Genomic DNA, 25,419 nt, shown 5'->3' on the forward strand with positions numbered 1-25,419 from the left:
TTTGGAAAAATACAACGGAAGTTTCCATTCTCGAAAGATATTGTACCAATTCAGATGTTGTGCTAACGTATGCGTATGAGACATTGCTTGTTCTCCTCTGCGTAGAGTGGTTGGTGGTACTTCTATTGTACACAGAGGGTCGAGAATGTCTCTTTTTTGCATTTAATTACAGTGAACTTTGGCATGCACAGTTATATAGATAGATATTTCGAAATGTATGTTCTTGATGAGTTATAGGTAGGTATTGTTGCACAATCGCCTATCGAGCGAGGCTGTGAACGAGATTTGACAACTTAATTCTTGCTAATCGTGTGACTGCGGATGCAGGGTATGGGAGTGAAGAGCTCAAGTTTGAATCTCATATGTAATTACAGCTATATCAAATCAATGACTAGAGGAGCAGGACTCTATATAAAAAACATATAAAAACTTTCGAAGGTTTAATTTGGAAGCGGATGACTTGCTCTGTTCCTCCAGCTCCCGCATACGGAGGCGCACTTCCTGAAAATCAAACAACCGCGAAGCAAAGTATTCAAATGTCGGGTTCCCATAATCGGTCAAGCCTAAAGACGATAGATGGGTAAGCGCTTGCAAGGCTAACCGGCGTATTCTCTGTTCAATCGCACGCACGTCCTTTTTCAGATTTGTCTCAGGCTGCTGACGGCTGCTTATCGCCACTTGTTCGTAAATGGTTTTGAGCGGCGGCAAGTCCGGCAGTATACTTTGCTCATGCTCCTGCTGCTGCTCTTTCAGCCATTTCATAATACGGATGAGGTCAGAAGTGCCCGCTTCGCCAGCAATTCCTAATTGCAGCAATAAGGAGCGGGCTTGTTGTTCGATCGATCTTTCCTTTTGGAGGATCATTCCTGCCTTGATATCCGCGGTTCCGGATACCTCTAGCAAACTAAGCGAGTTACGGATCGTCTGCACGGATTTCTCCAACAACAGGTGTTCGGATACACGCCGCAGCACCGCTAGAACTTCCAAGCGATTGATTGGTTTCTGTATAAAGGTATCGACTCCTTGCTGATAAGCTTCGCCGATCATCTCCTTGTTCTCCACTTGGGAGATCATGATAAATCTGCCACCGTAATTTTCTTCGCGCAGCGCTTTGACGGTCTCAATCCCGTCGCGGCCCGGCATTAACAGATCAATGATCACGACGTCCGCATCTTGAACATCTATCACAGACGCGCAAGATCCGTCTCCCGCTTCGCCAACTACCTCGCCAAGACCACTTTCGTTTACGATGCGCGATAACATTTTGCGGATGGCATGGTCGTCTTCAACCAGATAAAATTTCAGCATGTTCGACACCCTCTCTCTCAGTTAAACGTTCCACAGAAATTCGGATTTCAAAGCTTGTGCGTCCAGGACTGCTGCAAACGCTAATGTCTCCACCAAGCAAACGAACGATATCCGCAGCGTGGGAAAGACCGATGCCTGTTGACGAGTTTCCTTCGGCATCGAATTTGGTCGTAAATCCGGGATGAAAAATCAATTCCAACTCATCGGCCAATATGCCCGGACCGTTGTCCGTGACAGTGAAGAAGATAGAATCATCGTGAAGATCAACCTGCATCTGGATCTGACCTTGGTGTGGAATCGCTTCTACAGCATTAGACACGATGTTGTTTAGTACGGAGAGAAGCGGATAAATTTCGTTGGTTGAAAGATTGATGTCGCATCTCGCATCGATTTCGACGTCTTTTCCGAGCAGCAAGCTGTAATTCGTATTGGCACGCTTCACCATTGCACATAGATCTGAAACGGTTATGCGCTTCGACAGCATCCGTTCCTGTTGGATGATCTTAAATAAACCCGATAAAATCCGTTCCGAATCCTTTTTGATTTCATGGACATGTTCCGCAATATGGAGAGCCTGTGCCGCGTCCGGGTACGACTGGCTTTTGAGTGATTTGTATAACCAGTAGCTCTCACGTGTAATTTCTTCAATATGAGACATGGACTTCCGGAGATAAAAGGCCTCTTCAAACAAATCCGCATTAATCATCATTAAACGCTCTAATTCCAACCGCCTCTGCTCTCCCAGCGCCCGAACCTGACGAATCGCCAGCATATTGCACAGTCCTACGGCAAAGAAACTGCGGAGCAAACCAACGAGAACGATCAACATCACCTCTTGAGACGTCACATGTGACGCTTCGCCAGAAGCCATACGAATCAGCAATTCCGCTCCATTGGATGCCATATCCGCAAACGCGCCAAAAAATGCGACTTTCAAGTGATATTCAACATTCGTTTTAATTTTAAGCAGTGAGATGACAAAAGCGAACGTGACATAATAGAAAAATACAGGCATATGCTGAACAAACCCTTCGTGCAGAGGGATACCGTGCAGCAACCCACCCATCGCAATCCGGAACAACACGACGAATATTCCCGCGGAAATGCCTGTCCCAAGCACGGGAACAGAAAACCATAACATCCCGAAAAAAAACGCCATAATACCGAGCGAAAACCGAAAATCTCCGCCGAACGGGGTAATTTTCACTTCTCCGAGCAGTCCCGTCGACAAGAGAATCATAATCCAAATGAACAGTCTATGGTCCCGCATACCGATTTGCGCGCTCCTTTCCGCTCATGATGCCCCCCAGCCCTCCTTCTTATCGTACCGGAAGAGGGGCATTTTGTCGCGCAAAAACAACCATTTTCAGGAATGTTTATTTTCAAGCTTGCGCGAAGCGATCGAGAGCAAATAATTGATCGCAAAATAAAGCAGAGCGGCAAACAGAAACGTCGGAATGACGTAATTGATATTATGTCCGTTGATGATCTGCACATGGTTCATCAATTCCGGCAGGGCAATTACAACTGCTAAAGACGTGTCTTTCAGCAGCGAGATGAATTGGCTCACCATTGGCGGCACCATGCGGCGCAATGCGATCGGAAGCACGATGTGCCTAAGTGTCTGCACAGCCGTCAATCCGGAAGAACGCCCTGCTTCAATAAGGCCCTTCTCGACTGAGTTCAGTCCGCCCCGCACGATCTCGGAGATCATGGCTGACTCAAAGATGACAAGCGCAATCACTGCTGCAGTAAATTTATCAAGCTTGATACCGATCTCCGGCAGGGCAAAGTAGGTAAAAAAGATAATCAAGAGTAGCGGCAGGTTGCGGATGATCTCTACGATGACCGCGAATAACTTGCCTAGCACAGGCACTTTTGCGTACCGGACCGTACCCACAAGCACGCTGATTATAAAGCTGACCGCAATGGATATAAGGGCAACCTCAATTGTGATTAGAAACCCATTCAGCAAAAATTGCATATTTACAGGGGACAATGCTCCGATAAAATCCATTACGCCTCAACTCCTTTTACGATCTGAAACCTGCGTTCTAAGTAACGGATACCGAAACTAAGCGGAATCGTCAAGATTAAGTAAAACAGTGCGGCAAAAATGTAAGTGCTGAACGTGTCAAATGTGTCCGAATTAATTAAATCGGATTGATACATTAAGTCCGATGCCGATAATATCGTAAATATCGAAGAATTTTTCACCAGGTTCAAAAATTGATTGCCTAACGGCGGAATAACCAATTTGACGGCCTGCGGCATGATGACGTGCCGCATAGCTTGAATATAGGTTAATCCGGAAGAACGGGCCGCTTCCATCTGTCCTTTGGGAACTGCCTGAATTCCAGCACGGATCGCTTCCGCAATAAATGCGGAAGTGTACACAGTCAAGGCGGTCAGGCCGGATACAAACGGCACAAGAATAGCACCCGTCAAGAGCGGAAGTCCGACCAGAACAAAAAATGCGATGAGCATGAGCGGAATATTGCGGAAAAACTCGACATAGGCGGTGCCGATCCATTGAAGCGGCTTAACGGGGGTAATGCGGAACACCGCAATGATTGCGCCAAGAATAAAACTCGCAATGAGAGAAATAACGCTTGCTGCGACGGTCCCCCCCAATCCGATCAAGTAACGGTCGAGATGCTCAGTAAGGACCGAAAAATGGATAAACATATTTTTACCCTCCCTAGATTCGTTAGCTTCGTTAATAAGAAAAGAGGAGACGAGCGGCCAGCGCTTATCCCCTCGGCATCTGCGTTTAGATCGGTTTTTTGCCGATCCATTTCTCATAAATTTGAGCGTATTCGCCGCTGTCCTTTAGCTCTTTTAATGTATCGTTGATCAATTCCGCAAACTCTTTATCGCCTTTTCGGATTCCGATGCCATAAGGCTCTTCTGTGAAAGTCTCATCCAAGACGCGGAAGTTATTGTCTTGCTGCGCCATTCCGTAAAGCAGGGCATTATCTGTCGTCAATGCGGAGCCTTGGCCCGCTTTTAATGCCGTAAACGCCTCGGCATAGTTTTCAAATTCCAGAATTTGCGCGTCCGGTGCCGCCTCGCGAACGTTTTTTGCGGATGTTGAACCTTTTGCGGTCAGTACTTTTGAATCCTTCGTCAAATCTTTGATGGAGTTGAGCGGGCTGTCAGCGGGTACAAGCAGCGATTGGCCTGCCGTAAAATAAACGTCCGAGAAATCGATCTCTTTTTTCCGTTCTTCCGAAATTGTCATTGTCGCAACGATCATATCGATGTCACCGTTTTTAAGCATTGGAATTCGCGTTTTGGACGTAACCTCCATGAACTCGATTGCATTTTCGTCCCCGAGTACTTTCTTCGCGACCCGCTTCGCAATGTCGATGTCTAAACCCTGCACTTGCCCGGTAGCCGGATCCTTTAGTCCGAACAGATTCAGATCATACTTCACGCCCGCAATGACTTTCCCTTGCTTTTTAATCTTGGCAATCGTTCCCTCGTCTTCGGAAGCCTGTTTTACACACCCTGATAAAGCGCTTACAAATAATGCGACGGCTAATGATATACCGATTACTTTGCTCCAACGTTTCATGCAGAACTCTCCTTTTTTATTAGTGCGTGATCAAAAGCGAACTTATTGAACAACCCCTATTAGTGGTTCAATATCCGACTGAGGAACATCTGAGCCCGCTCTTCACGCGGGTTAGTAAAAAATTGTGCCGGTTCCGCCTCTTCAATAATTCTCCCTTGATCCATAAATACGACACGGTCCGCCACTTCTTTGGCAAAGCCCATCTCGTGAGTGACGACAACCATCGTCATTCCTTCCCGCGCTAGCGTTCTCATGACATCCAGCACTTCTCCGATGGTTTCCGGGTCCAGTGCCGAAGTAGGCTCATCGAACAGCATAATTTTAGGCTTCATCGCCAGCCCTCGCGCGATGGCGACGCGCTGCTGCTGGCCACCGGACAACTGAGACGGGAAAGCATCTGCTTTATCAGCGATGCCTACTTTCTCAAGGTACAACATTGCCGCCTGTTCCGCTTCCTGTTTAGACATTGCGGCTACTTGCGTGGGAGCAAGAGTAATGTTTTGCAGCACCGTTTTATGGGGGTACAAGTTGAAATGTTGGAACACCATCCCGATATTCCGACGCAATCGATTGATGTCGGTGGACTTGTCATTTACTCGTATGCCGTCTACAATCAACTCGCCGTCCGTAACCAGCTCCAATCGGTTAATACAGCGAACCATCGTGCTTTTTCCGGAACCGCTCGGTCCGATAACGACTACAACTTCACCTTGCTTAATCGATAAGTTAATATCCTTCAGCACATGGAAATTGCCGTAATGTTTATTGATCTGATGGAAATGAATCATTGCTTTCCCCCTTTTCGTTAGGATTAAAGATGTGATTACACCAAGTTAATAGGGAAACAACGAAAAACTACAAAATCCGACAGAATTGAATATTAAAAATTTTAGGAAATGAATAAAAAACTTCGTCTGTTAATATAGCCAAACTTTTAAATTGGGGAACCAATAAAGATGGGAATACATTTATACAAGTAGCACCCGGACACATAGGCGGGTTTCACATGCATCTTGTTCGGTGATTGCAAGCCCCCGCCCAGTTCAGAACCACTACCGAAGGGCTATCATCAATGGTTACAGCGTGTATAGGCTGCTTATAATCCAAGTGTGAAAGTAAAGGTTGCGCCATCATTCTCCTTACTGTCGGCGTAAATTTTACCGCCAAGCCTGTCGATGATAGCTTTGGCTATAGGCAGTCCCAAACCATAACCGCCGTTCTCCTGTGTTCTTGCAGGGTCAACCCTGTAAAAACGGTCAAACAGTTTTGATAGATTTTTTTGGGGTATGCCTTTGCCGCTGTTTTTTATTGAAAAGGCAAGCTGATGCCTTGTTTTTTTCAGTGTAATATTAATACGGCCTTTTTTCTCCGTATACTTTATCGCGTTATCCATCAGGATAGTGATGACCTGTTTGACTTTTTCGCAGTCGCTTTTTATAATAATGTTCGATTCCACCTCTTGTAAAAGCGTAATGTCCTTTTCAAACGCTACAGCTTCCATTGATAATAGGACATCACTCACAATTTCGCTGATATCAAAAGGGGTATCAAGCATTTTGATGTTAGTGTCCTCTGTCTTAGCCAGATATAAAAGATCGTTTACAAGCTTGCCCATTCTGTCGGTTTGATTCTTTATATAATCAAGCCATTTTTTCTGGCTTTTGATGGTTTCTCCTTCGTTTGCAAGAAGGGCATCGGAATTGGCATTTATAATGGCAAGAGGTGTTTTCAGTTCATGGGAGACATCTGCAATGAATTGTTTTTGCTTTTCCCAAGTCTCGGCAATAGGCGCAATCGACCGACTGGCAAAGAAAAGACTGATTGCAAATATTACAAAAAGCATGATAATACCTACAAAAAACAATGTAGTAAACAGTTCCATCAATGTTTTGTGGGAATCCGTTATATCTAAAAATGTAATCTGAACATTTTCTCCATTCGAATTTATTATGAATTTTTTTCCGTGTTCACGAGTTACAAGAGTGCCATTCAAAGGAGTTATTTTATATTGCCACCGTTTATCTTCAAGAGATATGATGCTATTACCCTTTTTCCCACTTAGGGCAAGTTCGGCTGCTTTAAAATATGTTTCCTCCGGCATATCAATATGTGAAATTACTTTAAGAATCTCGCAATCTGAATTTACAAGCATATTGAAAGAAAGGGAAGATTCAGAAGGGATTATACCTATGATTATCTTTTCTTTTTTTGTATCGTCCGGTAAGTTAAGATAGGCTGCGTTTGGTTTGGAAGATAACAATTCCAGTTTGTTTTGGTTTTCGGTTTGTATGTTGTTATAGGTTGTAAGATAAATAACGGCAAAGGCGCCAATCATCACTACAGAAATAATTGACATATTCAGTATAAGAAGTCGGTTGCGCAGTTTTTTAAACATAGGTTTTCCCATCTTTTGACGTTTTTAATACATACCCTGCACCTCTCACTGTTTGAATACGAACCGTAGATTTTAAATGGCTAAATTTTTTGCGTAAAAAAGAGATATACACCTCCACATGGTTATCCTCCGCATCGGTTTTGTAACCCCAAAGCTTCTCAATGATGGAATCCTTGGAAACAATAATACCTTTTCGACTGATTAATAGCTCTAACAATTGGCTTTCTTTTAAGGTCAGCTTAAACTCTTTATTCCCACAGTTGAGGTTTAAAGTGTGCGGATCGAGTTCAATGTCTCCATATAGTAAAATGCTATCGTGTATCATTTCATTTTTTCTGCGCCCCAAGGCACGCAATCGAGCCAGCAGTTCCTCAGTCTGAAATGGCTTTGCCAAATAATCATCAGCTCCACTGTCAAGACCTTCTACCTTATCTTCGGTTTCCCCCTTTGCCGTCAGCAGTATCACCGGAGTTTGAATGCCGTTATTGCGCAATTCTTTCAGTACGATGATGCCGTCCATTTTAGGCAGCATAATATCGAGAATGATAATATCATAAATACCGGAAAGGCCACAGTCTAAGCCATACTCCCCGTCAAACGCTAAATCAATACTGTAATTATTTTTCTTCAGGATTTGCTCTATGGCTTCGGCCATATATTTTTCATCTTCAACCATTAAAATTCGCACGTACATGCCCCCTATAACATATGCATAAGCGTTGATATAATCCAATCCGCAACAAATTGGCCGTCACACCAATTTGTTGCGGATACTCTCTGGTTGCCGCTTTAACAAATGCTTATTTCATTTTTACAGGCATGCCTTCGGGAGCATTTTCACTCCATGTCTGACCTCCGTCAGTAGAGTACAACTTAACACCGTTTTCCGACTTTATCATTACCTTTGTTTTAATTCCATCTTTTGATTCGAAGTCGTTTTTGATTTTGATATTTCCTGCGCCAGGGTTGAATGTTGGCATACCTTCAGGGGCGTTCTCACTCCAAGACTGACCTCCGTCAGTAGAGTACAACTTAACACCGTTCTCGGACTTTACCATAACCTTTGTTCCAATTACATCATTGGATGCGGAGGCATTTTTGATTTTGATTTTTCTATCTTTGTTGCCAAATGTCAGCACACCCTCCGGAACCTGTTCTCTCCATGTTTGACCGCCATCTGTGGAGTAAGTTTTGACTCCGCCTTCGCTTTTCATAAGAACAGAATCAGTCGAATCGGCTGCAAAGGTAGTTCCTGTTCCTAATGTGAGAACAAGTGCGCCGCACAGGATGGCTGTGCCCGCTTTCTTTTTTGCTGTGTTCATAATGTTATTCATACGATACCTCCATGTTGATTTCTTGTAGGCAGCTACCTTACGAATTTATTATAAACACCATACCTTTAACGAACCTTAAATAAAAAAATTCATTCGCAAATCAGTGATTGCCCGGGTGAACAGCTTTGCTCCTCCTCAATTCTTTGCAGGTCCAGCATGAATTTTATCCTTGTATCTCTCACTTTCCTATCCCCTTCAACATTATCATAATCTCCTCTATCACAATTTCAGGTTCATCGTGATGAATATAATGTCCGCTGCGACCGGCAATCCGGTGCTTGCTTGACGTTGACAGCCACTGAAATTCAGCTTGCAGCCTTTGCTCAATTCCGAGTATTTCCAGATGAGGCCATTCCTCGTCACCCATATCGGGTAATCCTCTTGTAATAATGGAGAGAGGAATGTCACTTTGTCGGGAATGATCAACGATTTGCTTATAGCTCTGTACCTTATCGATCTTCTCACTATTCAACATAGGGTTTTCAAGATATTCCCTATTTCCTGAAACCAGCTTTTCAGGCAAAACCTTTTCATACGCAACCTCTTTATATTCGGGCGCAGCGTCAACCAAAATCATACCGGAAATGAGCTGCGGATTAAGGCTTGCATACAATCTGGCAACCAAACCACCAAAAGAATGTCCCACTAATACATAGGGCGGTTCCACGTCAAGCGCCAGCAACAATTCGGAGAGCTCCTCGACCAGACTATGGCAAGTCCGCGGGACGGACGCCGCTTGGCTCCTGCCAGCACCCGCCCTGTCATAGGAAAAGGTTGATGTTTCCTGCGATATCCGGTCTTGGACCTCATTCCATGTCTCGCAGCTATCGCCTAATCCGGCTATAAAAATTACGCTCGGTGTACTTTTTCGTGAATATTTACTGTACAACTTAGCGTTAGCGCAGGTATGGAAGCTTTCAAAATAACGACCGTGGAATTTTGAACCGTCTAGTCTCATTCCCATGCTCTTGATGCAATAAATTCAGACATCAGTACCATTGCACTGCGGAATTTGTCAGGGTGAAGGCCAAATCCAACCCTGAAGTGTCCAGGCCGCTCGAAGACTTTACCGGGAAGAACAGATATCTCCGTACTCGCAACCAGCTTTACTGCAAAATGTTGGCTGCTGATTGTTTTATCTTTCAGAAACGGGAAAGCCTGATATAGAATCTGAAATGCCGGAAAGGGAACAATGACATTTGCACCAGATGTGAGCTCCAGAATTTCTCCCAATGAAAGGTCTTCTACACCACTTTCCCCTAGATTATATTTCGTATATTGATTTTCGATTAACCACGGTTCCATCAAATGCAGTGCCATTTGCATGCCAGAACCCCTCCTTTGTCAATTGAGTTTTCCAACCGGCATAATCCTCATAATGATGCTACCACACGATACATTTCGCCGTCCCAAAACGTGACACATTCTCAACAAAAATTATTCTAAAAAGCTTTGAGGTGCTTCCTTGTTCAAATACGATATGGCCGGAGATTTACCGCAGCATCCCTGCAGTTCTTTCTGGGAGGCTTGAACGAATCGAAATCGGTGACGATAATTACCAAGGACTTCGAGGAAGTGTCGGAGGCGATTATGAGCCGGCTCGGCCGGACGACCACCTTCATTTACGCCAGAGGAGGCTACAACAAGGAGGAAACGCAAGTCATCTACTGTGTTGTCATCAGGCTGGAGCTTGCCAAGCTATCGTCCAGGAAATCGATCCAAAAGCATTCATCGCTATTGAGCATGTCTCCGATGTGCTTGGCGGCGGCTTCGAGAAATCCGCTATTCACTGAGTTCGGGTGGAGCCTAGAAGGAGTCGCTTTTGCTGCCTTCTGGCGCGTAGTAAGTTTCTTCTCATTGAAGTAAAGCAACGGATGACGAAGACTCTGAACTTGGACGAATCTGGGATTTTGAAAGAGTTCAAATAATTGAGAATGTGCTCCTGCGGCGTTTCGAGCAGCCCTGCCAGCATGGACTGCAACGATCGCAATGTTTGGATATGGCTTCGATTTCCTCAATCTTATTGCCCACCATCGTCTTCAACAACGTCTCGCTTTCCATATCTTGACTAAGCATTCGCAGCGTCTCCCGAATTTCTTTCAGCGAGTAGCTATGGTTCGTGGAAAACCGTATACACCCGGTTTCGCCGCTGGCAGATGTCGGGTGTGTGGGAGCAGATTCTTGACCATATTTCCATTGAACCCGATTTCGAAAATGTGATGATTGATGCAACGATTGTCCGCGTCCATCAGCATGGAGCCGGGGCAAAAGGGGGCAGCAATTCCAAGGTATCGGGCGCTCTAGAGGCGGACTAACGACTAAAATCCACGCCATTGTAGATGCGCTAGGCAATCCCTTGCATTTTGATTTCACTGGCGGCCAAAGCCATGATTGCGTGACAGGTTATGAAATGCTAAAGTCAATGGAACTTACCGGAACTATTTGCTATTCAACTCCCTCGGTACGATATAGTTTTCACACGAATGCTCACTTATTCACAGGATTTCACCCTTGCTAGAAGCAAAGAATGATTGGATGAGGGACCTCATAATAGACCTGAGCAACATGAAGGCGCAAGGAAATACAGGGGAAGATCAAACCCCCGTATCCAAGGGGTGGAGGCCGGTCTTGCTATCGTTACGGGTCGGTGCCCTTTGGTTAAATACATCCGGTACTTCGTGCTTTCTTTGAAATCCCGCGAATAAGACAAAACTCGTACAACAAAACGATAATTGTAGGTTAAACTGCTATCTGGATTGGCATCGTTTTAGGAGGGTTGTAGGCTTCACCGCTGCGAGCCATTCCAACTAAAATTCTCGTGTCCCGTTTAACGCACCGTCAGTCTAAGGCTTTATTTTCCTATTCGACGACTTTATTTTCTTAGTCTAATAGGAGTCACCTCACGAAACGGAAAAAATTGTACGCTAAGCAATTCGTTACATGAAAAAACCGGACCTTTACTATCTACAAGGGAATCCGGTTTCGAAATCGCAGCTAGAGTGAAGTTCAACTAACGTTCTTCGTTAGCGGAACAACATCGTTTCACCAAAAAATAATTTGCTGAAACTTTACCTTTATAATCCCTGGCTAAGTCCTAATATCTGATCATTAACATTTACATTACTTAATCCCCCGTGATAACAAACCACGGATGCAATGTCGAGATCTAAATACTTTTTCAATGAGAGACGAGCTGCATTCATATCCAGTGTGGTCGGGACATGAATTCCCCCGAGAATCCCGTTTACACTGTACATCGAATCCCCGGCAATGAGAGTCTTACTTTGCCTTAAATAAAGGCTAATATGACCAGGAGTATGCCCAGGAGTATGGATGATGCGAATCCTGCCGCAAAACGGCAGTTCCTGACCATCTATTAAGATATCGTCCACTTTGCCCTTCGGGGGATTCTCAAGGTGACCATCTTTTAAAAGAGGTATCTCCCCCTGAATATACGGCTTATCCAGTTCGTGTGCATATACTTTAACATTATTTCCACATTCCTGCAAAATCTCAGGAAGACTGCCTATATGATCCACATCCTGATGCGTCAAAATCACAACTTTTAGTTTGTCGAACGACACTCCTACCTTTTCCATTGCCACGCGTAAATCTTCAATTTGCCCTGGGAATCCTGTGTCTATTAAAACAGCCATTTCTCGATCCCACAAAAGAATTGGGTGAATAATATTCCCATGAAAATCTAGATGAAGCATTTCTACTCCCTTTGAAATTTCCATAATATCGGGCCTCCGTAAAATGAAATTTATACATAAAATAATATTAAAGTCCTCACCCTTGATCTTTCACCACGAGCGGTTTGCTCGACAACATAAGGAACATAAACACTCATTTTTTATACCCCCACTTTCCTGTTTCAGTTGATTTCTCCTTGTAAACGAACTGAGACCGTAAAAAGATACGGAGGTTTCAATGGAAAAACTATTTGCGTAAATGGTGTAACTTTTACAACCACTTGTTCGTTGCACTTCGGGAATTAGGACGTATGGAGCGCACGCTTTTCACGCTGGATTGGCTCCAAAATGTTGAGCTACGCCGCCGGGTACAGGTTGGCCTGAACAAAGGTGAATCCAAGAATGGGTCACCACTGCTTTCCAGATTCCTCATTTACCGTTCTATTAACGTCTTTCATATCCAAATTGCAATTTTAAGTAACTCCTTAGGAAGTATAAGATTTATTTCAGCGAGTCTTACAACAAACCCGCTTAAACTTTCATCAACAAAAGGCGTCAAACGGATTAATAAGGGTTGTGTCATTACTTTCACCTCGTATGAAAAAATAAAGAGTGAAGCACTTTAAGCACTCCACTCTTGCCTTCATATAAAGTTATTACACTTTTCTAATTATATTACAACATTTCTGTATGTTGATGTATATTTATACACTTCTCAATAAATACGAGAATCTTATCTTATTAATTTTAAAAATTTCCTCAATAATTATGACACCAACACACGCAACAACGGAATAGACTCGTCCTCCCACTTACGAGCAACGGCTATATCCGCAGTTCGCGCACGTCTTGCAGCCTTCCACGTTCAGGAGCGAGGCCGTGCCGCAGGACGGGCACAGGTCACGGGACGTCACTTCGCCCTTCGTTGGCTCCTGACCGATGACCGGTGCGGCGATCGTCGCCGCGATTGGCGCGGGATCGGTTGCGGACCCATGGTCGCATGTCTCCTGCAGATGAATCTCCAGCGCCTTCGCCACGGCGTCGGCAATCGATTCTACGCGATTGGCTCCGAACCCGATAGCACCAGAGCCGCCGATGCCTTTCAAGTGCTTGATGAGCAGCTCGACCTTGTTGCCATGATCCCCGTAACGCAGGAACAGGGAGCATACGCGGCCAAGCGCTTCCGCCATCGCGAATACGTCCGATCCGGCCTTCCCTACATTCAGGAAGATCTCTCCCGGAATTCCGTTCAAATCGTTGATCGTAATGTACGCCATGCCGAACGGCGTATTAATCTTGTACGTCGCGCCGCGCAGCACCTGCGGACGACGCTTGTAGACGTTATTCGATCCGTTGTTTCCGCTCAACTCTGGCTGAGATGTAACGGCAATGGTTTCCGATGTCGAGATCGAGCTGGAGGCCTCCTTCTCTGTCTCTTGAGCTGCATCTTCGGATGTCGCAGCGGCCTCCGCCTTACCTTCTTCCTTCTTCTTATCTCCCTTGTCTGTAGAGAGCACTTGAACGTCACGGCTGCCGTCACGATAGATCGTGACACCTTTGCAACCAAGGTCAAACGCCAGCTCATACAGATTTTTTGTCTCTTCTACGGTAAAGTCATTCGGGCAGTTCGCCGTTTTCGAGATTGAGCTGTCCACCCAGCGCTGGATAGCCGCCTGCGCACGAATATGATCCTCAGCGGACAGATCCATCGCCGTAATGAAATAGTCAGGCAAAGGTTCGCCCGGATGCGCGTTCATCCATTCCTGCGCAATCGGCACGAATTGCTCGTCGAAGCCGAGACGGCTCTGACGGAAATATTTGAATGCAAAGTATGGCTCAATCCCGGTTGATGTGCCGACCATCGTGCCTGTGCTGCCTGTCGGCGCCTGCGTAATGACGGTCACGTTCCGCATGCCGTTCGCGCGAATCGCTTCCCCTACTTCTGGATAGACGTCGACGATGTTCTTCATGAACCCGCTGTGAAGATAGGGTTCCGTCTCGAATGCCGGGAACGAGCCCTTCTCCGCCGCAACTTCAGACGAAGCCAGATACGCTTCGCGTGCGATGAAGCCGAACAATTTATCGAGGAACTCCAGCGATTCCGGACTGCCATAACGAACACCGAGCTTAATCATAAGCTCAGCCAGACCCATGGAGCCGAGGCCGACACGGCGCTCGTTCTGCTGGTTCTCTTTATTTTTCTCAAAATGGTACGGTGTCTTGTCGATGACGTTATCCAAAAAGCGCACGGCATATCGCGTAACCATCGACAGATCGTCCCATGCGACATCATCGTTGTCTTCGTCGTAGAACTTGGACAGGTTGATCGCGGACAAGTTGCATACACCCCAAGCCGGCAGCCCTTGCTCGCCGCACGGATTCGTACAGATGATCGGGTTAAAGTACCAGCTGTTCGACATTTGGTTGTAGTGCTCCATGAACACGACGCCAGGCTCCGCCGATTTCCATGCGGACTCGATAATCGTATGCCAAATTTCGCGCGCTTTTACGGTACGATACGGTATAACCGCCCTGCCTGCCTTTTTCCATTTGTCCAAATCGCCGTCCCACAGCTCGTCATACTCCGGATCCGCTGTATCCGGGAACACCAGCTCCCAATTCAGATCTTCCTTCACGGCTTTCATGAAGTCGTTGCTCACGCAGACGGACAGGTTGGCGTTCGTCACTTGACCCATCGTTTGCTTCACTGTTATGAAATCGAGTACGTCGGGATGCCAGTCGTTAATCATGAGCATGAGCGCACCGCGCCGGCTGCCGCCTTGCTCGATCAAGCCCGTCGTGTAGCTGAACAAGCCGCCCCAAGATACGGCGCCGCTTGAAGATCCGTTCACGCCGCGTACCATGGCGCGCCGCGGACGAAGCGAAGACAGGTTAATGCCGACCCCGCCGCCGCGGGCCATAATTTCCGTCATTTCCGATAAGGTTTCCATAATGCCGCCACGGCTATCCTTCGGCGAAGGTATTACATAACAGTTAAAGAGCGTAAGCTCCTCGCTTGCCCCTGCTCCAGCCGCAATGCGTCCGCCCGGAACGAGCTTCCAGTCATCCAATATATAGCGAAACTTTTCAGTCCATTCGGTTTGTTTTTCCGGAGTTGCTTCTACCGATGCCATCGCAGACGCGAGTCGGTCCCACATTTCTTCCGGCGTTTTTTCGATCGTTAGCGTCAGCTTCTCTACCGTGGATTGCACCACTTCGCCGCTGCGCACCTTGACCGATACAAAACGTCCGTCACGCGCAATTACTTCACCGACTTCTTTGGCTGGGAACTTCGGATCGTCCTTCGTCAACACCAATACGACGTCACCGACCTTCGTATTGTTCGTATCCGCATCCTTCCATGCGTAGCGATCCAAAAATATTTTTTCGCTTAGCCCTTCCAAGCGTTGCTTCTGCACCGTTTTCAAAGAAAACAACCTCCTAATTCAATTTCACTGTAAGCACACTTGTAATCAAACCTCTCGATATTGTATGTATCTTCCACAATATATTGTGTGCGAAAATCATTGTACTATACTATATATAGAATTTCTAATGTAAAAAGGTGAAATAACCCGCAAAGAATGGAGACTGAGTTTGCCAAGCTTCTTTTTTCTCTATGAATCTCCCTTTTTTACTCCTTGCACTCTGTCCATTTTTGCGTGCAAGCCACCTCCAACTACATCCAATCAGGTTATGAAACCTTCGAAAAAGGACCATACTACAGCTAAAGCAAGGAGGTCGAGTGGATGCCAACGTACGAATCGCCGAAATCCAATACTGTGCAGCCCGCAACCAACAATGCGGCGCCCGTATCTTCCATAAATGCTGCGTCTGCAATGGAAATCGTGCGGCAGCCAGACGGAGACCATGTACATGATGGTCATGCGAGTGCTGCTCATAGCTTTGCCCAGATCGCAGCCTCGCCCCAAGCGACGAAGCCGTCGCTTGACGCCTCAGCTCCCGAACCACAGGAATCCCTGCCGACGCCGGACAGGTTAGTCGGCCAAGTACCGCTCTATCTGGATCACGAATGGACGGAAGATTTGTCTGCAAGGCTCGAGAAGAACGGCCCGTGGGATGACTTCACGCTGTTTCAACTTGCCTATGAAGCCGAGCAAGCGAAGCGGATTCACGCCTTCGACGAGTTGCTCTGTCTCTCGCATGTCCAAAACGTCGAGCCGCTGCCCCATCAAGTGGAGACCGCGCGCAAAGTGCTGCACGAGATGCGGGGACGCGCCATACTCGCGGACGAAGTCGGGCTCGGCAAGACGATTGAAGCCGGGCTCGTGCTAAAAGAATACATGATTCGCGGTCTCGTCAAACGCGTACTTATTCTGGTGCCTGCATCGCTAGTCCTGCAATGGGTGCGGGAGCTGAATCATAAATTTGGCATCCCCGCCATCGCGCAGAAGAAAGCATACCAGTGGCAATCAGATGTCGTCGTCGCCTCAATGGATACGGCCAAGCGCGATCCGCATAAAGCATTCTTGATGGAGCAAGAATTCGACATGCTCATTATCGACGAGGCGCACAAGCTGAAAAACCGCAAAACGACGAATTACCAGTTCATTCAGCACTTGCGCAAAAAATATTGCTTGCTGCTGACCGCCACCCCCGTTCAGAACGACATGAACGAGCTATATAACTTAATTACGCTGCTGAAGCCCGGTCAGCTCGGCGGACAAGACGAATTCAGCACTAATTTCGTGGCCGATAAGCGGATACCGAAGAACGAGAACAAGCTCCAGACCGAGCTGTCCAAGGTGATGGTCCGCAATCGGCGCGGCGAAGGCAGCGTGCAGTTCACGAAGCGCATCGTCAAGAATGTGCCGCTGACGCTGTCTCCAGAAGAGCAAGCGCTGTACGAAGGCGTGACCCGCTTCGTCAAAGAGCAGTATCAAGCGAACGGCGGCGATATCGGCAGCATGTTCTCCCTCATTACGCTGCAGCGGGAGGTATGTTCAAGCCGGGATGCCGTATTTTTGACGCTGGTCAACTTGTCGAAGAAGCTGCCGGAGGATTCGCCGGTGCGGAACCATATATGGGACTTAGTCGATCTGATCAAGGGCATCACCGCGAATACGAAAGCCGAGACGGCCATTCAGCTCATACGCGAGATGAACGAGAAGGTCATTGTCTTTACCGAATACCGGGCGACACAAGAATATTTGCTGCAATATTTCCGCAAGCACGGACTCGTTGCGGTACCGTACAGCGGCGGTATGAATCGCGGCAAAAAAGACTGGATGATGGATCTGTTCCGAGGCCGCGCCCAAGTGATGATTGCGACCGAGGCCGGCGGCGAGGGCATCAATCTGCAGTTCTGCCATCATATGATCAACTTCGATTTGCCGTGGAACCCGATGCGCGTCGAGCAGCGCATTGGCCGTGTCCACCGTCTCGGGCAAATGAACGACGTGAAAATATACAATCTGTCCACACATGGAACGATTGAGGAACACATTCTTAATCTCCTCCATGAAAAAATCAATATGTTTGAATTAGTCATCGGCCGCCTCGACATGATTCTGGAACGCTTCGAGAAACAAGATTCGCTGGAACGAAGCTTATCCCGCATCCTGCTGGAAGCCGGTACCGAGGAGGATATTAGACAACAGGTCGACCGCCTTGGACATTCACTGAACTCCATTCGCGAGGAAGTGGAGACGGAAAGCGGGAATTCGACGGAGGCCCTAGGCCGGTTGCTTGATCAAATAAGTACGGAAGCGGAGGCCTAATAGATGAATACCGAACAAGTCCGCCGTTATGTTATGCGCTACTTAGAGGCAACGGACTGCCATATCCTCGAGAAGTCGCCCGCGCACACGACCGTGAAGCTGTCCGAACGCGCCGACCGCGTGCTGACGAACCGCCCCTATTATTGGGGCTTTGTCGATCGCACGGGGGCAGAGCCGGAAACGATGCGCTTCACGTTCGTGTTCGACCCGGTGGCGATGCCGCAGGAGCCGCCGCGAGGCCCTGGCGGCGCGCCTATGGCGCCAACTGTGGGTGACGCGGCGCCATATGCTGCCGTGCCGGCTGCAGCTCCCGGCAGCACGCCCGCGGCGGGCACTGCCGCCGCAACGCCGCCCGTGCCCGGCACGGCGCCGGATTCGCCTGCGATCGCGCCCGGGGATTCCATCCTCGGGCGCTACTTCGGCGTGGCACCGGCCTTCACGGGCGGCGGGGGCGGCCCCGGGCGCATCCCACGCGAGGACGTCACCCACGGAAGCCGCCGCCTCGAGCAGATTATGCAGGCCGCCCACAGTGAGGGCCGCTTCGTCAGCCTGTTCGTGGAGCCGGCGGCGGACGAAGCGGCAGCGCGCCCAGCACGAGGCACGCGCCGTTCTACCCCTTACGAACCGTGGCTGCTGCTCAACCTGAAGCTCGAATTCGCCTGCGATCTGAAGCGCGAGGAAATTCACAGCTACGGCATTTCGCTCGTCAGCGGCAAAATGCGCACCTCTTATATGGAGGAAGCGCTTGCAATGCAGCTTACGCCGAAGCTGCCGCCCCACGTGCATGTGCTGCCTTGGCGTATGACGATCCAACAGGCCCGCTCTACTGTCGAGGAGCATCTTGTCGAGATTATTTCACGCTATGACGACACTTGGGCAAGCGAAGCGAGCGCAAGACTCGAGGAAGAGCTTGCCAGGCTCGCTGCCTACTATGAGCCGCTGCTGCAGGAGACGGCCGCAGAGAAGAGGAGTACGCGGGAAGCAGAGGAGACTGAACCAACAGACAAGCTGACTCAAATCAAACAGCAATACGACATGAGAAGTCAGGAGCTTCGCTGGCAGTTCGAACCGAGGATACACCTGTCGCTTATTAATGCCGGAGTGATTCATGTACCGTCGACGGTGACGCGATAATGTTGGATTTTACACTTTCGATGTTCCCTATTGTATGCGCCGACAAAAGCTCTGTCTGACCATCCCCGCACTTTTCGCTTAATCGCCGAATATATGCGGGGAAACGTCAGAAAGCGGCAAAAATAGAACGGTTCCGAACGGCCTCTCGAAACGATCGTCCGACAGTCTTTTCATAGCTTGTCCGCTACAATGAAATGGTTGAAACGTACCGCAGGTTGGTTAATAGACGCACAAATAGAAAAAAGGCCGGACAAACTATTATTTTGGAACATAAGAGAGGTGAACGATCATGAAAAAACAACCGTGGTGGACCCAGTTCGCGAGACTGACGACGGCAGCGGCACTTACCTCGCTCGTTGCGGGCGGCGTCACATGTGCCGTATTGATCGCATCGAACCAATTCAGTTCCTCGAGCGAAATACTTCCGCCCATAACGGTATCGAAAGCGCATTCTACCGCTCAACTAGCCGAATTCTCACTCACGACGAAGCACTCTAACACTAATCTTCAGCTTATATCTGACGGCTCACAGTTGCAGGCAGAGCAGGATGTGATAGGACCAACAATTAACGAAGCGGTCCAACAATATAAAGACCAGTTGGCGAAGGATAAGCCATTCGAAGCATGGCGTCAAGCGATGACCGAGTTAATGCCGTTAGGTCCGGGGATGCACGGTTGGTTCGTTCGCGTTATGGATCACGATAAGCAGATTGGCTACATGATATTGCAAACGACCAACAAGGGTGAAATACGCTTAGAGGAATATGGGCAAGGCGAGAACCTGCCTTACGATGAGGCGACATTGCACCAAGCGATTGCCGATGTGCTCCAATCTGGTGACTTAGGAGATAAGACAGTGTCGAACGTTCAACCGTTGTTCTTGCAGCCGCTCTTCACGGTCTGGCGCGTAGACTGGCAGGATGGCACGGCAGGTTGGTTGGATGCGCAGAGCGGCGAATGGCTGCCAGAGCAATTCAATCCTGATATTAAGATCAACTCACAATCCGTAATGAACAATGCAGAGCCTGCCCAACTTACCCATATGGCGAATGACCGCCTACAGATTGCAACTTCGCATGATAGAAAGCTGCTCTCCGAAAAGGCAGATCGGATAGATCAGGCAGCACCGTCGCCCAGCCGGATGCGCACACCATTCGATCCATACGGGAACATTTTATGGATGGCGGAGCAACCGCAAAAGCGGCTCAGCGGTAAAGTTCCGGACAACTTTCAATTCAAACGATGGATTTATGTACAGCAAGACGCAAGCACATCTGTAAATCAGCCATACGCGCTTATCGGAATGCAGCAGTGGCAGCAGTCTTCCCTGACCTCACTCTTTACCGATACCAAGGAGTCACTCACGGCCAGCACGTATATCGTTGTAAATTCAGCCGATATGAAAGCATTGCGTTGGATTTCGGCAGACAACGCGCTGCAGCACGGATCCTTCATACCACAGTCCTAACAAATTATGCAAAAGGCCCTCTTTTCGAAAGAGTGCCTTTTTTAACTTTAAGTAATATTTATGTTGTATAAAGCGATTAAGCGAAATCAATCATTCCTATGGCGATAAAACCTGTTACTAATGCAGTCGATCATCTTTGAAAGGATTCGATATAGGTAATCTCATCGTTGCTGCTGTTGTGAAGATGACTTTGAGGATTTCGAAGAAGATTTCCACCAGCGAACGAGCGTAAGCTGGCTGACTCGCTTATACAGCGGCTTGCTTGCACTTCTCCATTGACTAACCCACATTTTCATACCGAGCGGCATCATTCCGAACCATTTCGTCCCCCATGGCTCTTTCACACGATTTTTCCGTTCCATTTTACGCTCCCGTCGCGCTTCCACCGGTGTGTCGATATATGTGACGACGCGCTGTGTAATGAATTTAATTAAATCTTCACCTTTAGCCACAGACGGTCACCTCCTTTAACACCTCATCTAGCTGCATGGACTCGTCCCTTATTAGCATCCCCATCATAAGCTTCAATCAAACCTTGCCCTTGTTCGAATGAAGGAAAGCATCGTTGCGCACGCTAAGTATAGAACCAATGCAGAAAGAAGGTTAGAGCCGTCGATGACACGAAATTCGTTGCCAAACCATCTCAAATGGATTATCGGAGCCTTGTGCGTGCTGCTGCTTGGCACTGCTGTTATGATGACCGGCACTGCTGTTTATGCCCAATCCACATCCATTCGCACCGATGAACAACATATCTTCCGCATACCGGACAATCATATAGCGGTCGATACTGTACTGCCGGGGGAACAACCGCTTCCTAATGTATTTCTTTCCAAATTAGTGCTGATTGATGCAGGTCACGGAGGAATTGACGGCGGAACGAGTCACGGCGACGTATTGGAAAAACATATTAATCTGGCCATTGCTCAGAAGCTGTATCTGCATCTGAAAGCGCGCGGGATTCCTGTTATTCTGAACCGGACCGGGGATTATGCGCTCAGCGATGACAATCGATGGTCTGCCACCCGTTCGAGACACCGCAAGGATCTAGCGCAACGGCGCCAATTAAGCGAAGAGATTCCCGTATCAATGTTCGTTAGCATTCACGTCAATTGGGCCAAAAATAATGCCGCACGCGGTCCAGTCGTTCTTCATCAGAACGAGGGACGGAGCCGTATGTTGGCAAGAATCATTCAGGACTCGCTGAATCCTATGTTCGGAACCTGGTTCGAACCAGAGATTGGCAAGACCTACTACTTGCTTCGTCGTGTCCAGCAGCCTGCGGTCATCGTGGAGGCAGGCTTTATAAGCAATGCTCGTGATCGTGCCCTTCTTACTCATCCCCGTACACAAAGCCAGATTGCTTCCCGGATAAGTGATGCGATCGTTCATTACCAAGCACTGTTCTAATGCTTATTTCATCGTCTGCAAGTAAAAGCGCCCTCTATCGTAATCCATCGTAATGGACGAGAAGGGCGCTTTTCATTTCATTTTTTTTGATTCGTCTTCGACTCCAGTTCTTGAAGCTGCTGCTTTTTTACTAAATATGAGATGTGCACGAACGTAGCCTTCTTCGAAATTCGGGGCACGTATTGACGAAGCACTACCGCTGTCTTCAATCCCGGTCTCCCTACATGGCCAATCGTTACACAAGAATCGTGCTGGGCTAGATGCTCTTCCAGCAGCCTGCATTGCTTCACGATATGGGACTCTTTGTACACATCATCTAAGAATAGATGATTTTGGACGATAGGGATACCGATTTCTTTCCCGACCTCGCTTACGACGGAGCGATAATTCGTCTTGCTGTCCAGAAAATACAGTCCGCGCTCCTTGCACACCTTCAATACGAGCCGCATTACACGCCGATCCGCAGTCGCCTTGGATCCCATATGATTATTCATACCTACCGCATGTGGAACTTCATCGATGGCTGCGTTGACGCGCCGTACAATCTCTTTATCGGATAAGCTCGTTAAGATTGCTCCCGGTCCAAGCCAGCTTGCCTTGCCTGAAATAGGCTCCATCGGCATATGGACAATGACCTCATGACCCCGTTGGTGCGCTCGTTCGGCATCCTGCTTCGTAGAGGGAAGAAACGGCATCACCGCGACCGTAAGCGGGATTGGCAGGCCAAGCATTTCCTCCGTTCCGGCCATATTATTGCCGAAATCATCAATAACTACCGCTGCCGTCCGCCCGGATATGGGTTCCAGAGAATATGCAGGAGATGGAAGCAGATTATGTAACTCATTCCTGCCATTTGCCCCGGCCGCTCCACCGGATCCAAGCCATGCCCAGAGTACGAACAGAGCCGTACTGATTAAAGCGTATTTACGCCGCTGATTGCGCAACATACTCATCCACTTCAACATACGATGCCTCCCCAAATAGTCACCTCACGAGATGAGGCTGTTCATTGCTTCCATACTAATATGCGCCAACCAAGGCCAAGCTACTCTGATGCCTGTATACAAACATGAATAAACCCCTTAAGATGTATATCCTTAAGGGGTTATTATAGTTCCTGATTCATATGCTCACCCAATACTGTGAAATGAGATGCGGGAACGGACGATAAAGACCATCCGTGAGATGATAGCTCTACCTAACAATATTCTGCTTATACGACGGTTTACGCTGTACGTTGATGTACATATTGCAAAATAACATAGCCTTCAATGACACGGAATTGAATCACCCCGGATTTCTCCATCTGGCTCAACACGTTGGTCAACGCATCGATCGCTTCAGAGATCACTTCCGGTTCAATACCTCGTTGATCATGAACGTAGCGCGTGGTCAACGCTTCACGGTAAGGTGTGGACAATTTCGCACATGCAATGTGTAAAATCATCTCCTGCTCTTTCGCACGATGAATCGCGTGACGGAGCTTATCCTGCTCGCGGCGACCTGCCAAGTTCTTCTTCACATCCTGCACATAAGACATACGGTACGACAAGCGGCGTTCGTTTAGCGCACGGCTCGCACGGTATCCTCCCATATGATTCAACCAATTATTAACCAATACTGTATTCATTTGTAATTACCTCCAACTAAAAAGACCTTCCGGCTGTACTTTATACAAGCCCTCCTCATTACGATATTCATTTAACCTGAAATCAAACATACGAAACAATAAACATACTACACAATCGAACCTATTCATTAGAAACTTGATTCAACGGAATAACGGGCGCGTAGGGAAAATTCCGAAGGAGCGGTGGACAAGCTGAAATGATGGTGAAAGATGAAATTGTTCTGTTGAGGAAGTGCACAACAAGTGATGTACAACCTGTTAACTAAGTATTATACTCGCCCACTTCCAGGATGTCAAGCATATTTTCGCATCATCTCCTTCCTTACTCCAAATGGATTGAATCGGCTTCCTTCTTATCTGACTCGTGATATTGAAATACTTCCTGGAACAAATCGTTCTTCGGTTTGGCTTTCGCCGGCTGCACCAGACCATATTGCGCCAACAGCTTCTCGAGCTCTTCTACGGTAAGCGGTTTAGACTTGCTTGTTAACTCATAGCCCAGCTCACCGCTAATTTCAATTGTACCCCATTTGATGTCTTCCATAGATGTTATGCCTTTCTCTCTCATCCTTGCTTCGAGCTGATCTACGGACATGCGCAGTCGTTTTAAATTGACGGGATCGAGCTGTCCGTCTTTTATGACAGGTGTAGCTTTTCCAATAATTATATTCTCAATAAAGTTAAATTTAATCGCCAAGTATTGAATGGTAATAAGCAATGCGACGAACAAGCATAACGTAATAATCGTTCTGCCTAATCCGTCCTCCGATACCGCGTGCCCTGTTACAGAAGCCATCGACAGCATCGTGATCAGCTCTAATCCCGTCATTTCAGATACTGTCTTTTTTCCAAGAATGCGCAACAAGCAAAACCCTACACTCAATATAATTAATGCCTCAACAAAAAACATAACATCCCTCGCTCCACTTTATCTATGACGATGCCGAATTCCTGTTTATGGTTGGATTACAAATATACTGTACCCTCGAAGTCATATTTTTATCATCTAACCGTTATAGTTAGAGTTCTAATTAAATTGAAAAAAGATTTCAGCCGACTATGCTGAAATCTTATCGCTCTATTAGATTCGCTGTATGCTCTCCACAATTAATCCATGCCGGTGCTTCGCCGATCCGCTCACCCGGATAGGCACGCTCGTTCGTCCCGATATGATGTGGGTATGGCCGTCGGCTACTTGGGTTACTTGACGGAAACGGTGGAAATGGCGCGGCCCTTGACCATTGATCGCTGGTCCGGTAATACCGGAATAAGCATGCCGATGGCCGTCGGCAATTCGGGTAACCCCGTTAAATGAATGCCGATGGGTGCCTCGTCCCGGAATAAATCGATCCGTTAAATTGCGAAACCGGTGCCGGTGGCCCTGTGTCAACGACGTTCGGCCGCTCATGCGGTGTTGGAACCGCACTTGTGACGCATGGCCTTGATTGCATAAGCAGGACTGTTCTTTCGATTTAACTTTTCTGCTTAATCGATTTTCCAACCGTTCTCATCCCCCTACTTTGTATTTACACCCTATTTTACGAGCATACCGACTGCTTGGGAACGGCTATAGTCTACGTTCTGCCTAATTTATAGCGGCATGCCAGTGCATCCTAGGAAGTCACGAACATCGGCATTCTTCCCCACCATAACCCGGGAGCACTCCGTTCATGTTTGCTGACATTTGTCATATCGAGAAGATGACATTACACACTAATGCGGCA

Annotated in this window: 23 protein-coding genes and 4 pseudogenes; 8 read left to right on the plus strand and 19 right to left on the minus strand. The window is 47.6% G+C overall.

All coding sequences use genetic code 11. From position 1 onward, the window contains the following. Positions 1–384: 384 nt before the first annotated feature. The 11 genes from M3650_RS17125 to M3650_RS17175 form a co-directional block, all read right to left on the minus strand. Positions 385–1,308 carry a response regulator gene (locus tag M3650_RS17125; protein WP_251576574.1) on the minus strand — a complete coding sequence of 308 codons (924 nt, stop codon included), beginning with the start codon at positions 1,306–1,308 and terminating at the stop codon, positions 385–387. Further along, positions 1,286–2,578 (minus strand): sensor histidine kinase, encoded by a 1,293-nt coding sequence (locus M3650_RS17130; RefSeq protein ID WP_251576576.1) that lies wholly within the window; start codon positions 2,576–2,578, stop codon positions 1,286–1,288. The genes M3650_RS17125 and M3650_RS17130 overlap by 23 nt, the downstream gene beginning before the upstream one ends. A gap of 96 nt (positions 2,579–2,674) precedes the next feature. Beyond that, positions 2,675–3,325, minus strand: coding sequence for an amino acid ABC transporter permease (locus M3650_RS17135; RefSeq protein WP_019424392.1), 651 nt, complete (start codon positions 3,323–3,325; stop codon positions 2,675–2,677). Beyond that, the gene (locus M3650_RS17140) at positions 3,325–3,996 is read right to left on the minus strand and encodes an amino acid ABC transporter permease (protein WP_251576578.1); all 672 of its coding nucleotides are present in this window, start codon (positions 3,994–3,996) and stop codon (positions 3,325–3,327) included. The genes M3650_RS17135 and M3650_RS17140 overlap by 1 nt, the downstream gene beginning before the upstream one ends. A gap of 85 nt (positions 3,997–4,081) precedes the next feature. Further along, positions 4,082–4,888, minus strand: coding sequence for a glutamate ABC transporter substrate-binding protein (locus M3650_RS17145; RefSeq protein WP_251576580.1), 807 nt, complete (start codon positions 4,886–4,888; stop codon positions 4,082–4,084). A 59-nt stretch (positions 4,889–4,947) separates the two neighbouring features. After that, positions 4,948–5,676 carry an amino acid ABC transporter ATP-binding protein gene (locus M3650_RS17150; RefSeq protein ID WP_019424389.1) on the minus strand — a complete coding sequence of 243 codons (729 nt, stop codon included), beginning with the start codon at positions 5,674–5,676 and terminating at the stop codon, positions 4,948–4,950. Positions 5,677–5,984: 308 nt separating this feature from the next. After that, positions 5,985–7,283, minus strand: a complete 1,299-nt coding sequence (locus tag M3650_RS17155) for a sensor histidine kinase (RefSeq protein ID WP_251576582.1) — start codon at positions 7,281–7,283, stop codon at positions 5,985–5,987. Further along, on the minus strand, positions 7,276–7,971 hold the full coding sequence (locus tag M3650_RS17160) for a response regulator transcription factor (protein WP_251576584.1): 696 nt from the start codon (positions 7,969–7,971) through the stop codon (positions 7,276–7,278). The genes M3650_RS17155 and M3650_RS17160 overlap by 8 nt, the downstream gene beginning before the upstream one ends. A gap of 112 nt (positions 7,972–8,083) precedes the next feature. Beyond that, entirely contained in the window at positions 8,084–8,617 is a 534-nt protein-coding gene (locus M3650_RS17165) for a WD40/YVTN/BNR-like repeat-containing protein (RefSeq protein ID WP_251576587.1), read from the minus strand. Between the two features lie 178 nt (positions 8,618–8,795). Continuing rightward, positions 8,796–9,575: an alpha/beta fold hydrolase gene (locus M3650_RS17170; protein WP_251576807.1), complete on the minus strand. Its 780-nt coding sequence runs from the start codon at positions 9,573–9,575 to the stop codon at positions 8,796–8,798. Continuing rightward, the gene (locus M3650_RS17175; protein ID WP_251576589.1) at positions 9,572–9,943 is read right to left on the minus strand and encodes a hypothetical protein; all 372 of its coding nucleotides are present in this window, start codon (positions 9,941–9,943) and stop codon (positions 9,572–9,574) included. The genes M3650_RS17170 and M3650_RS17175 overlap by 4 nt, the downstream gene beginning before the upstream one ends. A 198-nt stretch (positions 9,944–10,141) precedes the next feature. On the opposite strand from M3650_RS17175, the pseudogene M3650_RS17180 reads away from it, so the two are divergent. After that, positions 10,142–10,410, plus strand: a pseudogene (locus M3650_RS17180) (YitT family protein); the annotation flags it as partial. A gap of 127 nt (positions 10,411–10,537) precedes the next feature. On the opposite strand, the gene M3650_RS17185 reads toward M3650_RS17180, so the two are convergent. Further along, entirely contained in the window at positions 10,538–10,693 is a 156-nt protein-coding gene (locus M3650_RS17185; RefSeq protein ID WP_251576591.1) for a hypothetical protein, read from the minus strand. A 38-nt stretch (positions 10,694–10,731) separates the two neighbouring features. Between M3650_RS17185 and M3650_RS33145 the strand changes: the two are divergent. Next, positions 10,732–10,932: pseudogene (locus M3650_RS33145) on the plus strand (IS5/IS1182 family transposase); the annotation flags it as partial. 759 nt (positions 10,933–11,691) lie between these two features. Here the strand turns inward: M3650_RS33145 and M3650_RS17195 are convergent. Beyond that, on the minus strand, positions 11,692–12,357 hold the full coding sequence (locus M3650_RS17195; RefSeq protein ID WP_251576593.1) for an MBL fold metallo-hydrolase: 666 nt from the start codon (positions 12,355–12,357) through the stop codon (positions 11,692–11,694). Between the two features lie 230 nt (positions 12,358–12,587). Between M3650_RS17195 and M3650_RS17200 the strand changes: the two are divergent. After that, positions 12,588–12,716, plus strand: a pseudogene (locus tag M3650_RS17200) (Tn3 family transposase); the annotation flags it as partial. Positions 12,717–13,124: 408 nt separating this feature from the next. On the opposite strand, the gene M3650_RS17205 reads toward M3650_RS17200, so the two are convergent. Then, the gene (locus tag M3650_RS17205) at positions 13,125–15,740 is read right to left on the minus strand and encodes an adenosylcobalamin-dependent ribonucleoside-diphosphate reductase (protein WP_251576595.1); all 2,616 of its coding nucleotides are present in this window, start codon (positions 15,738–15,740) and stop codon (positions 13,125–13,127) included. Positions 15,741–16,061: 321 nt separating this feature from the next. On the opposite strand from M3650_RS17205, the gene M3650_RS17210 reads away from it, so the two are divergent. The 4 genes and pseudogenes from M3650_RS17210 (at position 16,062) to M3650_RS17220 (ending at position 20,655) form a co-directional block, all read left to right on the plus strand. After that, positions 16,062–18,053: a DEAD/DEAH box helicase gene (locus M3650_RS17210; RefSeq protein ID WP_251576597.1), complete on the plus strand. Its 1,992-nt coding sequence runs from the start codon at positions 16,062–16,064 to the stop codon at positions 18,051–18,053. Positions 18,054–18,056: 3 nt separating this feature from the next. Next, a pseudogene (locus tag M3650_RS33150) lies at positions 18,057–18,260 on the plus strand (YqhG family protein); the annotation flags it as partial. Between the two features lie 216 nt (positions 18,261–18,476). Further along, the gene (locus M3650_RS33155; protein ID WP_483311758.1) at positions 18,477–19,187 is read left to right on the plus strand and encodes a YqhG family protein; all 711 of its coding nucleotides are present in this window, start codon (positions 18,477–18,479) and stop codon (positions 19,185–19,187) included. Between the two features lie 289 nt (positions 19,188–19,476). Beyond that, positions 19,477–20,655, plus strand: a complete 1,179-nt coding sequence (locus tag M3650_RS17220) for a phospholipid phosphatase (protein ID WP_251576601.1) — start codon at positions 19,477–19,479, stop codon at positions 20,653–20,655. A 161-nt stretch (positions 20,656–20,816) separates the two neighbouring features. Here the strand turns inward: M3650_RS17220 and M3650_RS17225 are convergent, their stop codons facing one another. After that, entirely contained in the window at positions 20,817–21,107 is a 291-nt protein-coding gene (locus tag M3650_RS17225) for a YqzE family protein (RefSeq protein WP_251576603.1), read from the minus strand. A 163-nt stretch (positions 21,108–21,270) separates the two neighbouring features. Here M3650_RS17225 and M3650_RS17230 point away from each other — a divergent pair, with 163 nt between their 5' ends. Continuing rightward, positions 21,271–22,065 carry an N-acetylmuramoyl-L-alanine amidase family protein gene (locus M3650_RS17230; RefSeq protein ID WP_251576605.1) on the plus strand — a complete coding sequence of 265 codons (795 nt, stop codon included), beginning with the start codon at positions 21,271–21,273 and terminating at the stop codon, positions 22,063–22,065. A gap of 77 nt (positions 22,066–22,142) precedes the next feature. Here the strand turns inward: M3650_RS17230 and M3650_RS17235 are convergent, their stop codons facing one another. From M3650_RS17235 to M3650_RS17250, 4 genes are all read right to left on the minus strand, one after another. Further along, entirely contained in the window at positions 22,143–23,030 is an 888-nt protein-coding gene (locus M3650_RS17235) for a divergent polysaccharide deacetylase family protein (RefSeq protein WP_251576607.1), read from the minus strand. A gap of 260 nt (positions 23,031–23,290) precedes the next feature. Further along, positions 23,291–23,695 carry a hypothetical protein gene (locus M3650_RS17240; RefSeq protein WP_019424371.1) on the minus strand — a complete coding sequence of 135 codons (405 nt, stop codon included), beginning with the start codon at positions 23,693–23,695 and terminating at the stop codon, positions 23,291–23,293. A gap of 322 nt (positions 23,696–24,017) precedes the next feature. Then, positions 24,018–24,524, minus strand: coding sequence for a DUF421 domain-containing protein (locus tag M3650_RS17245; RefSeq protein WP_251576609.1), 507 nt, complete (start codon positions 24,522–24,524; stop codon positions 24,018–24,020). A 252-nt stretch (positions 24,525–24,776) separates the two neighbouring features. Then, a complete protein-coding gene (locus M3650_RS17250; protein ID WP_251576611.1) occupies positions 24,777–25,196 on the minus strand; it encodes a YmaF family protein in 420 nt (139 codons plus the stop codon). Positions 25,197–25,419 lie beyond the last annotated feature (223 nt).

Origin of the sequence: Paenibacillus sp. MER TA 81-3 (genome assembly GCF_023713585.1) — a bacterium.
GTDB lineage: Bacteria > Bacillota > Bacilli > Paenibacillales > Paenibacillaceae > Paenibacillus_B > Paenibacillus_B profundus.

Bases quoted from the DNA above. Each gene is read 5' to 3' on its own strand.
- M3650_RS17125 (WP_251576574.1), bottom strand. From the start codon at position 1,308: ATGCTGAAATTTTATCTGGTTGAAGACGACCATGCCATCCGCAAAATG.
- M3650_RS17130 (WP_251576576.1), bottom strand. From the start codon at position 2,578: ATGCGGGACCATAGACTGTTCATTTGGATTATGATTCTCTTGTCGACG.
- M3650_RS17135 (WP_019424392.1), bottom strand. From the start codon at position 3,325: ATGGATTTTATCGGAGCATTGTCCCCTGTAAATATGCAATTTTTGCTG.
- M3650_RS17140 (WP_251576578.1), bottom strand. From the start codon at position 3,996: ATGTTTATCCATTTTTCGGTCCTTACTGAGCATCTCGACCGTTACTTG.
- M3650_RS17145 (WP_251576580.1), bottom strand. From the start codon at position 4,888: ATGAAACGTTGGAGCAAAGTAATCGGTATATCATTAGCCGTCGCATTA.
- M3650_RS17150 (WP_019424389.1), bottom strand. From the start codon at position 5,676: ATGATTCATTTCCATCAGATCAATAAACATTACGGCAATTTCCATGTG.
- M3650_RS17155 (WP_251576582.1), bottom strand. From the start codon at position 7,283: ATGTTTAAAAAACTGCGCAACCGACTTCTTATACTGAATATGTCAATT.
- M3650_RS17165 (WP_251576587.1), bottom strand. From the start codon at position 8,617: ATGAATAACATTATGAACACAGCAAAAAAGAAAGCGGGCACAGCCATC.
- M3650_RS17170 (WP_251576807.1), bottom strand. From the start codon at position 9,575: ATGAGACTAGACGGTTCAAAATTCCACGGTCGTTATTTTGAAAGCTTC.
- M3650_RS17175 (WP_251576589.1), bottom strand. From the start codon at position 9,943: ATGCAAATGGCACTGCATTTGATGGAACCGTGGTTAATCGAAAATCAA.
- M3650_RS17185 (WP_251576591.1), bottom strand. From the start codon at position 10,693: ATGCTTAGTCAAGATATGGAAAGCGAGACGTTGTTGAAGACGATGGTG.
- M3650_RS17195 (WP_251576593.1), bottom strand. From the start codon at position 12,357: ATGGAAATTTCAAAGGGAGTAGAAATGCTTCATCTAGATTTTCATGGG.
- M3650_RS17210 (WP_251576597.1), top strand. From the start codon at position 16,062: ATGCCAACGTACGAATCGCCGAAATCCAATACTGTGCAGCCCGCAACC.
- M3650_RS17220 (WP_251576601.1), top strand. From the start codon at position 19,477: ATGAAAAAACAACCGTGGTGGACCCAGTTCGCGAGACTGACGACGGCA.
- M3650_RS17230 (WP_251576605.1), top strand. From the start codon at position 21,271: ATGACACGAAATTCGTTGCCAAACCATCTCAAATGGATTATCGGAGCC.
- M3650_RS17235 (WP_251576607.1), bottom strand. From the start codon at position 23,030: ATGTTGAAGTGGATGAGTATGTTGCGCAATCAGCGGCGTAAATACGCT.
- M3650_RS17240 (WP_019424371.1), bottom strand. From the start codon at position 23,695: ATGAATACAGTATTGGTTAATAATTGGTTGAATCATATGGGAGGATAC.
- M3650_RS17245 (WP_251576609.1), bottom strand. From the start codon at position 24,524: ATGACGGGATTAGAGCTGATCACGATGCTGTCGATGGCTTCTGTAACA.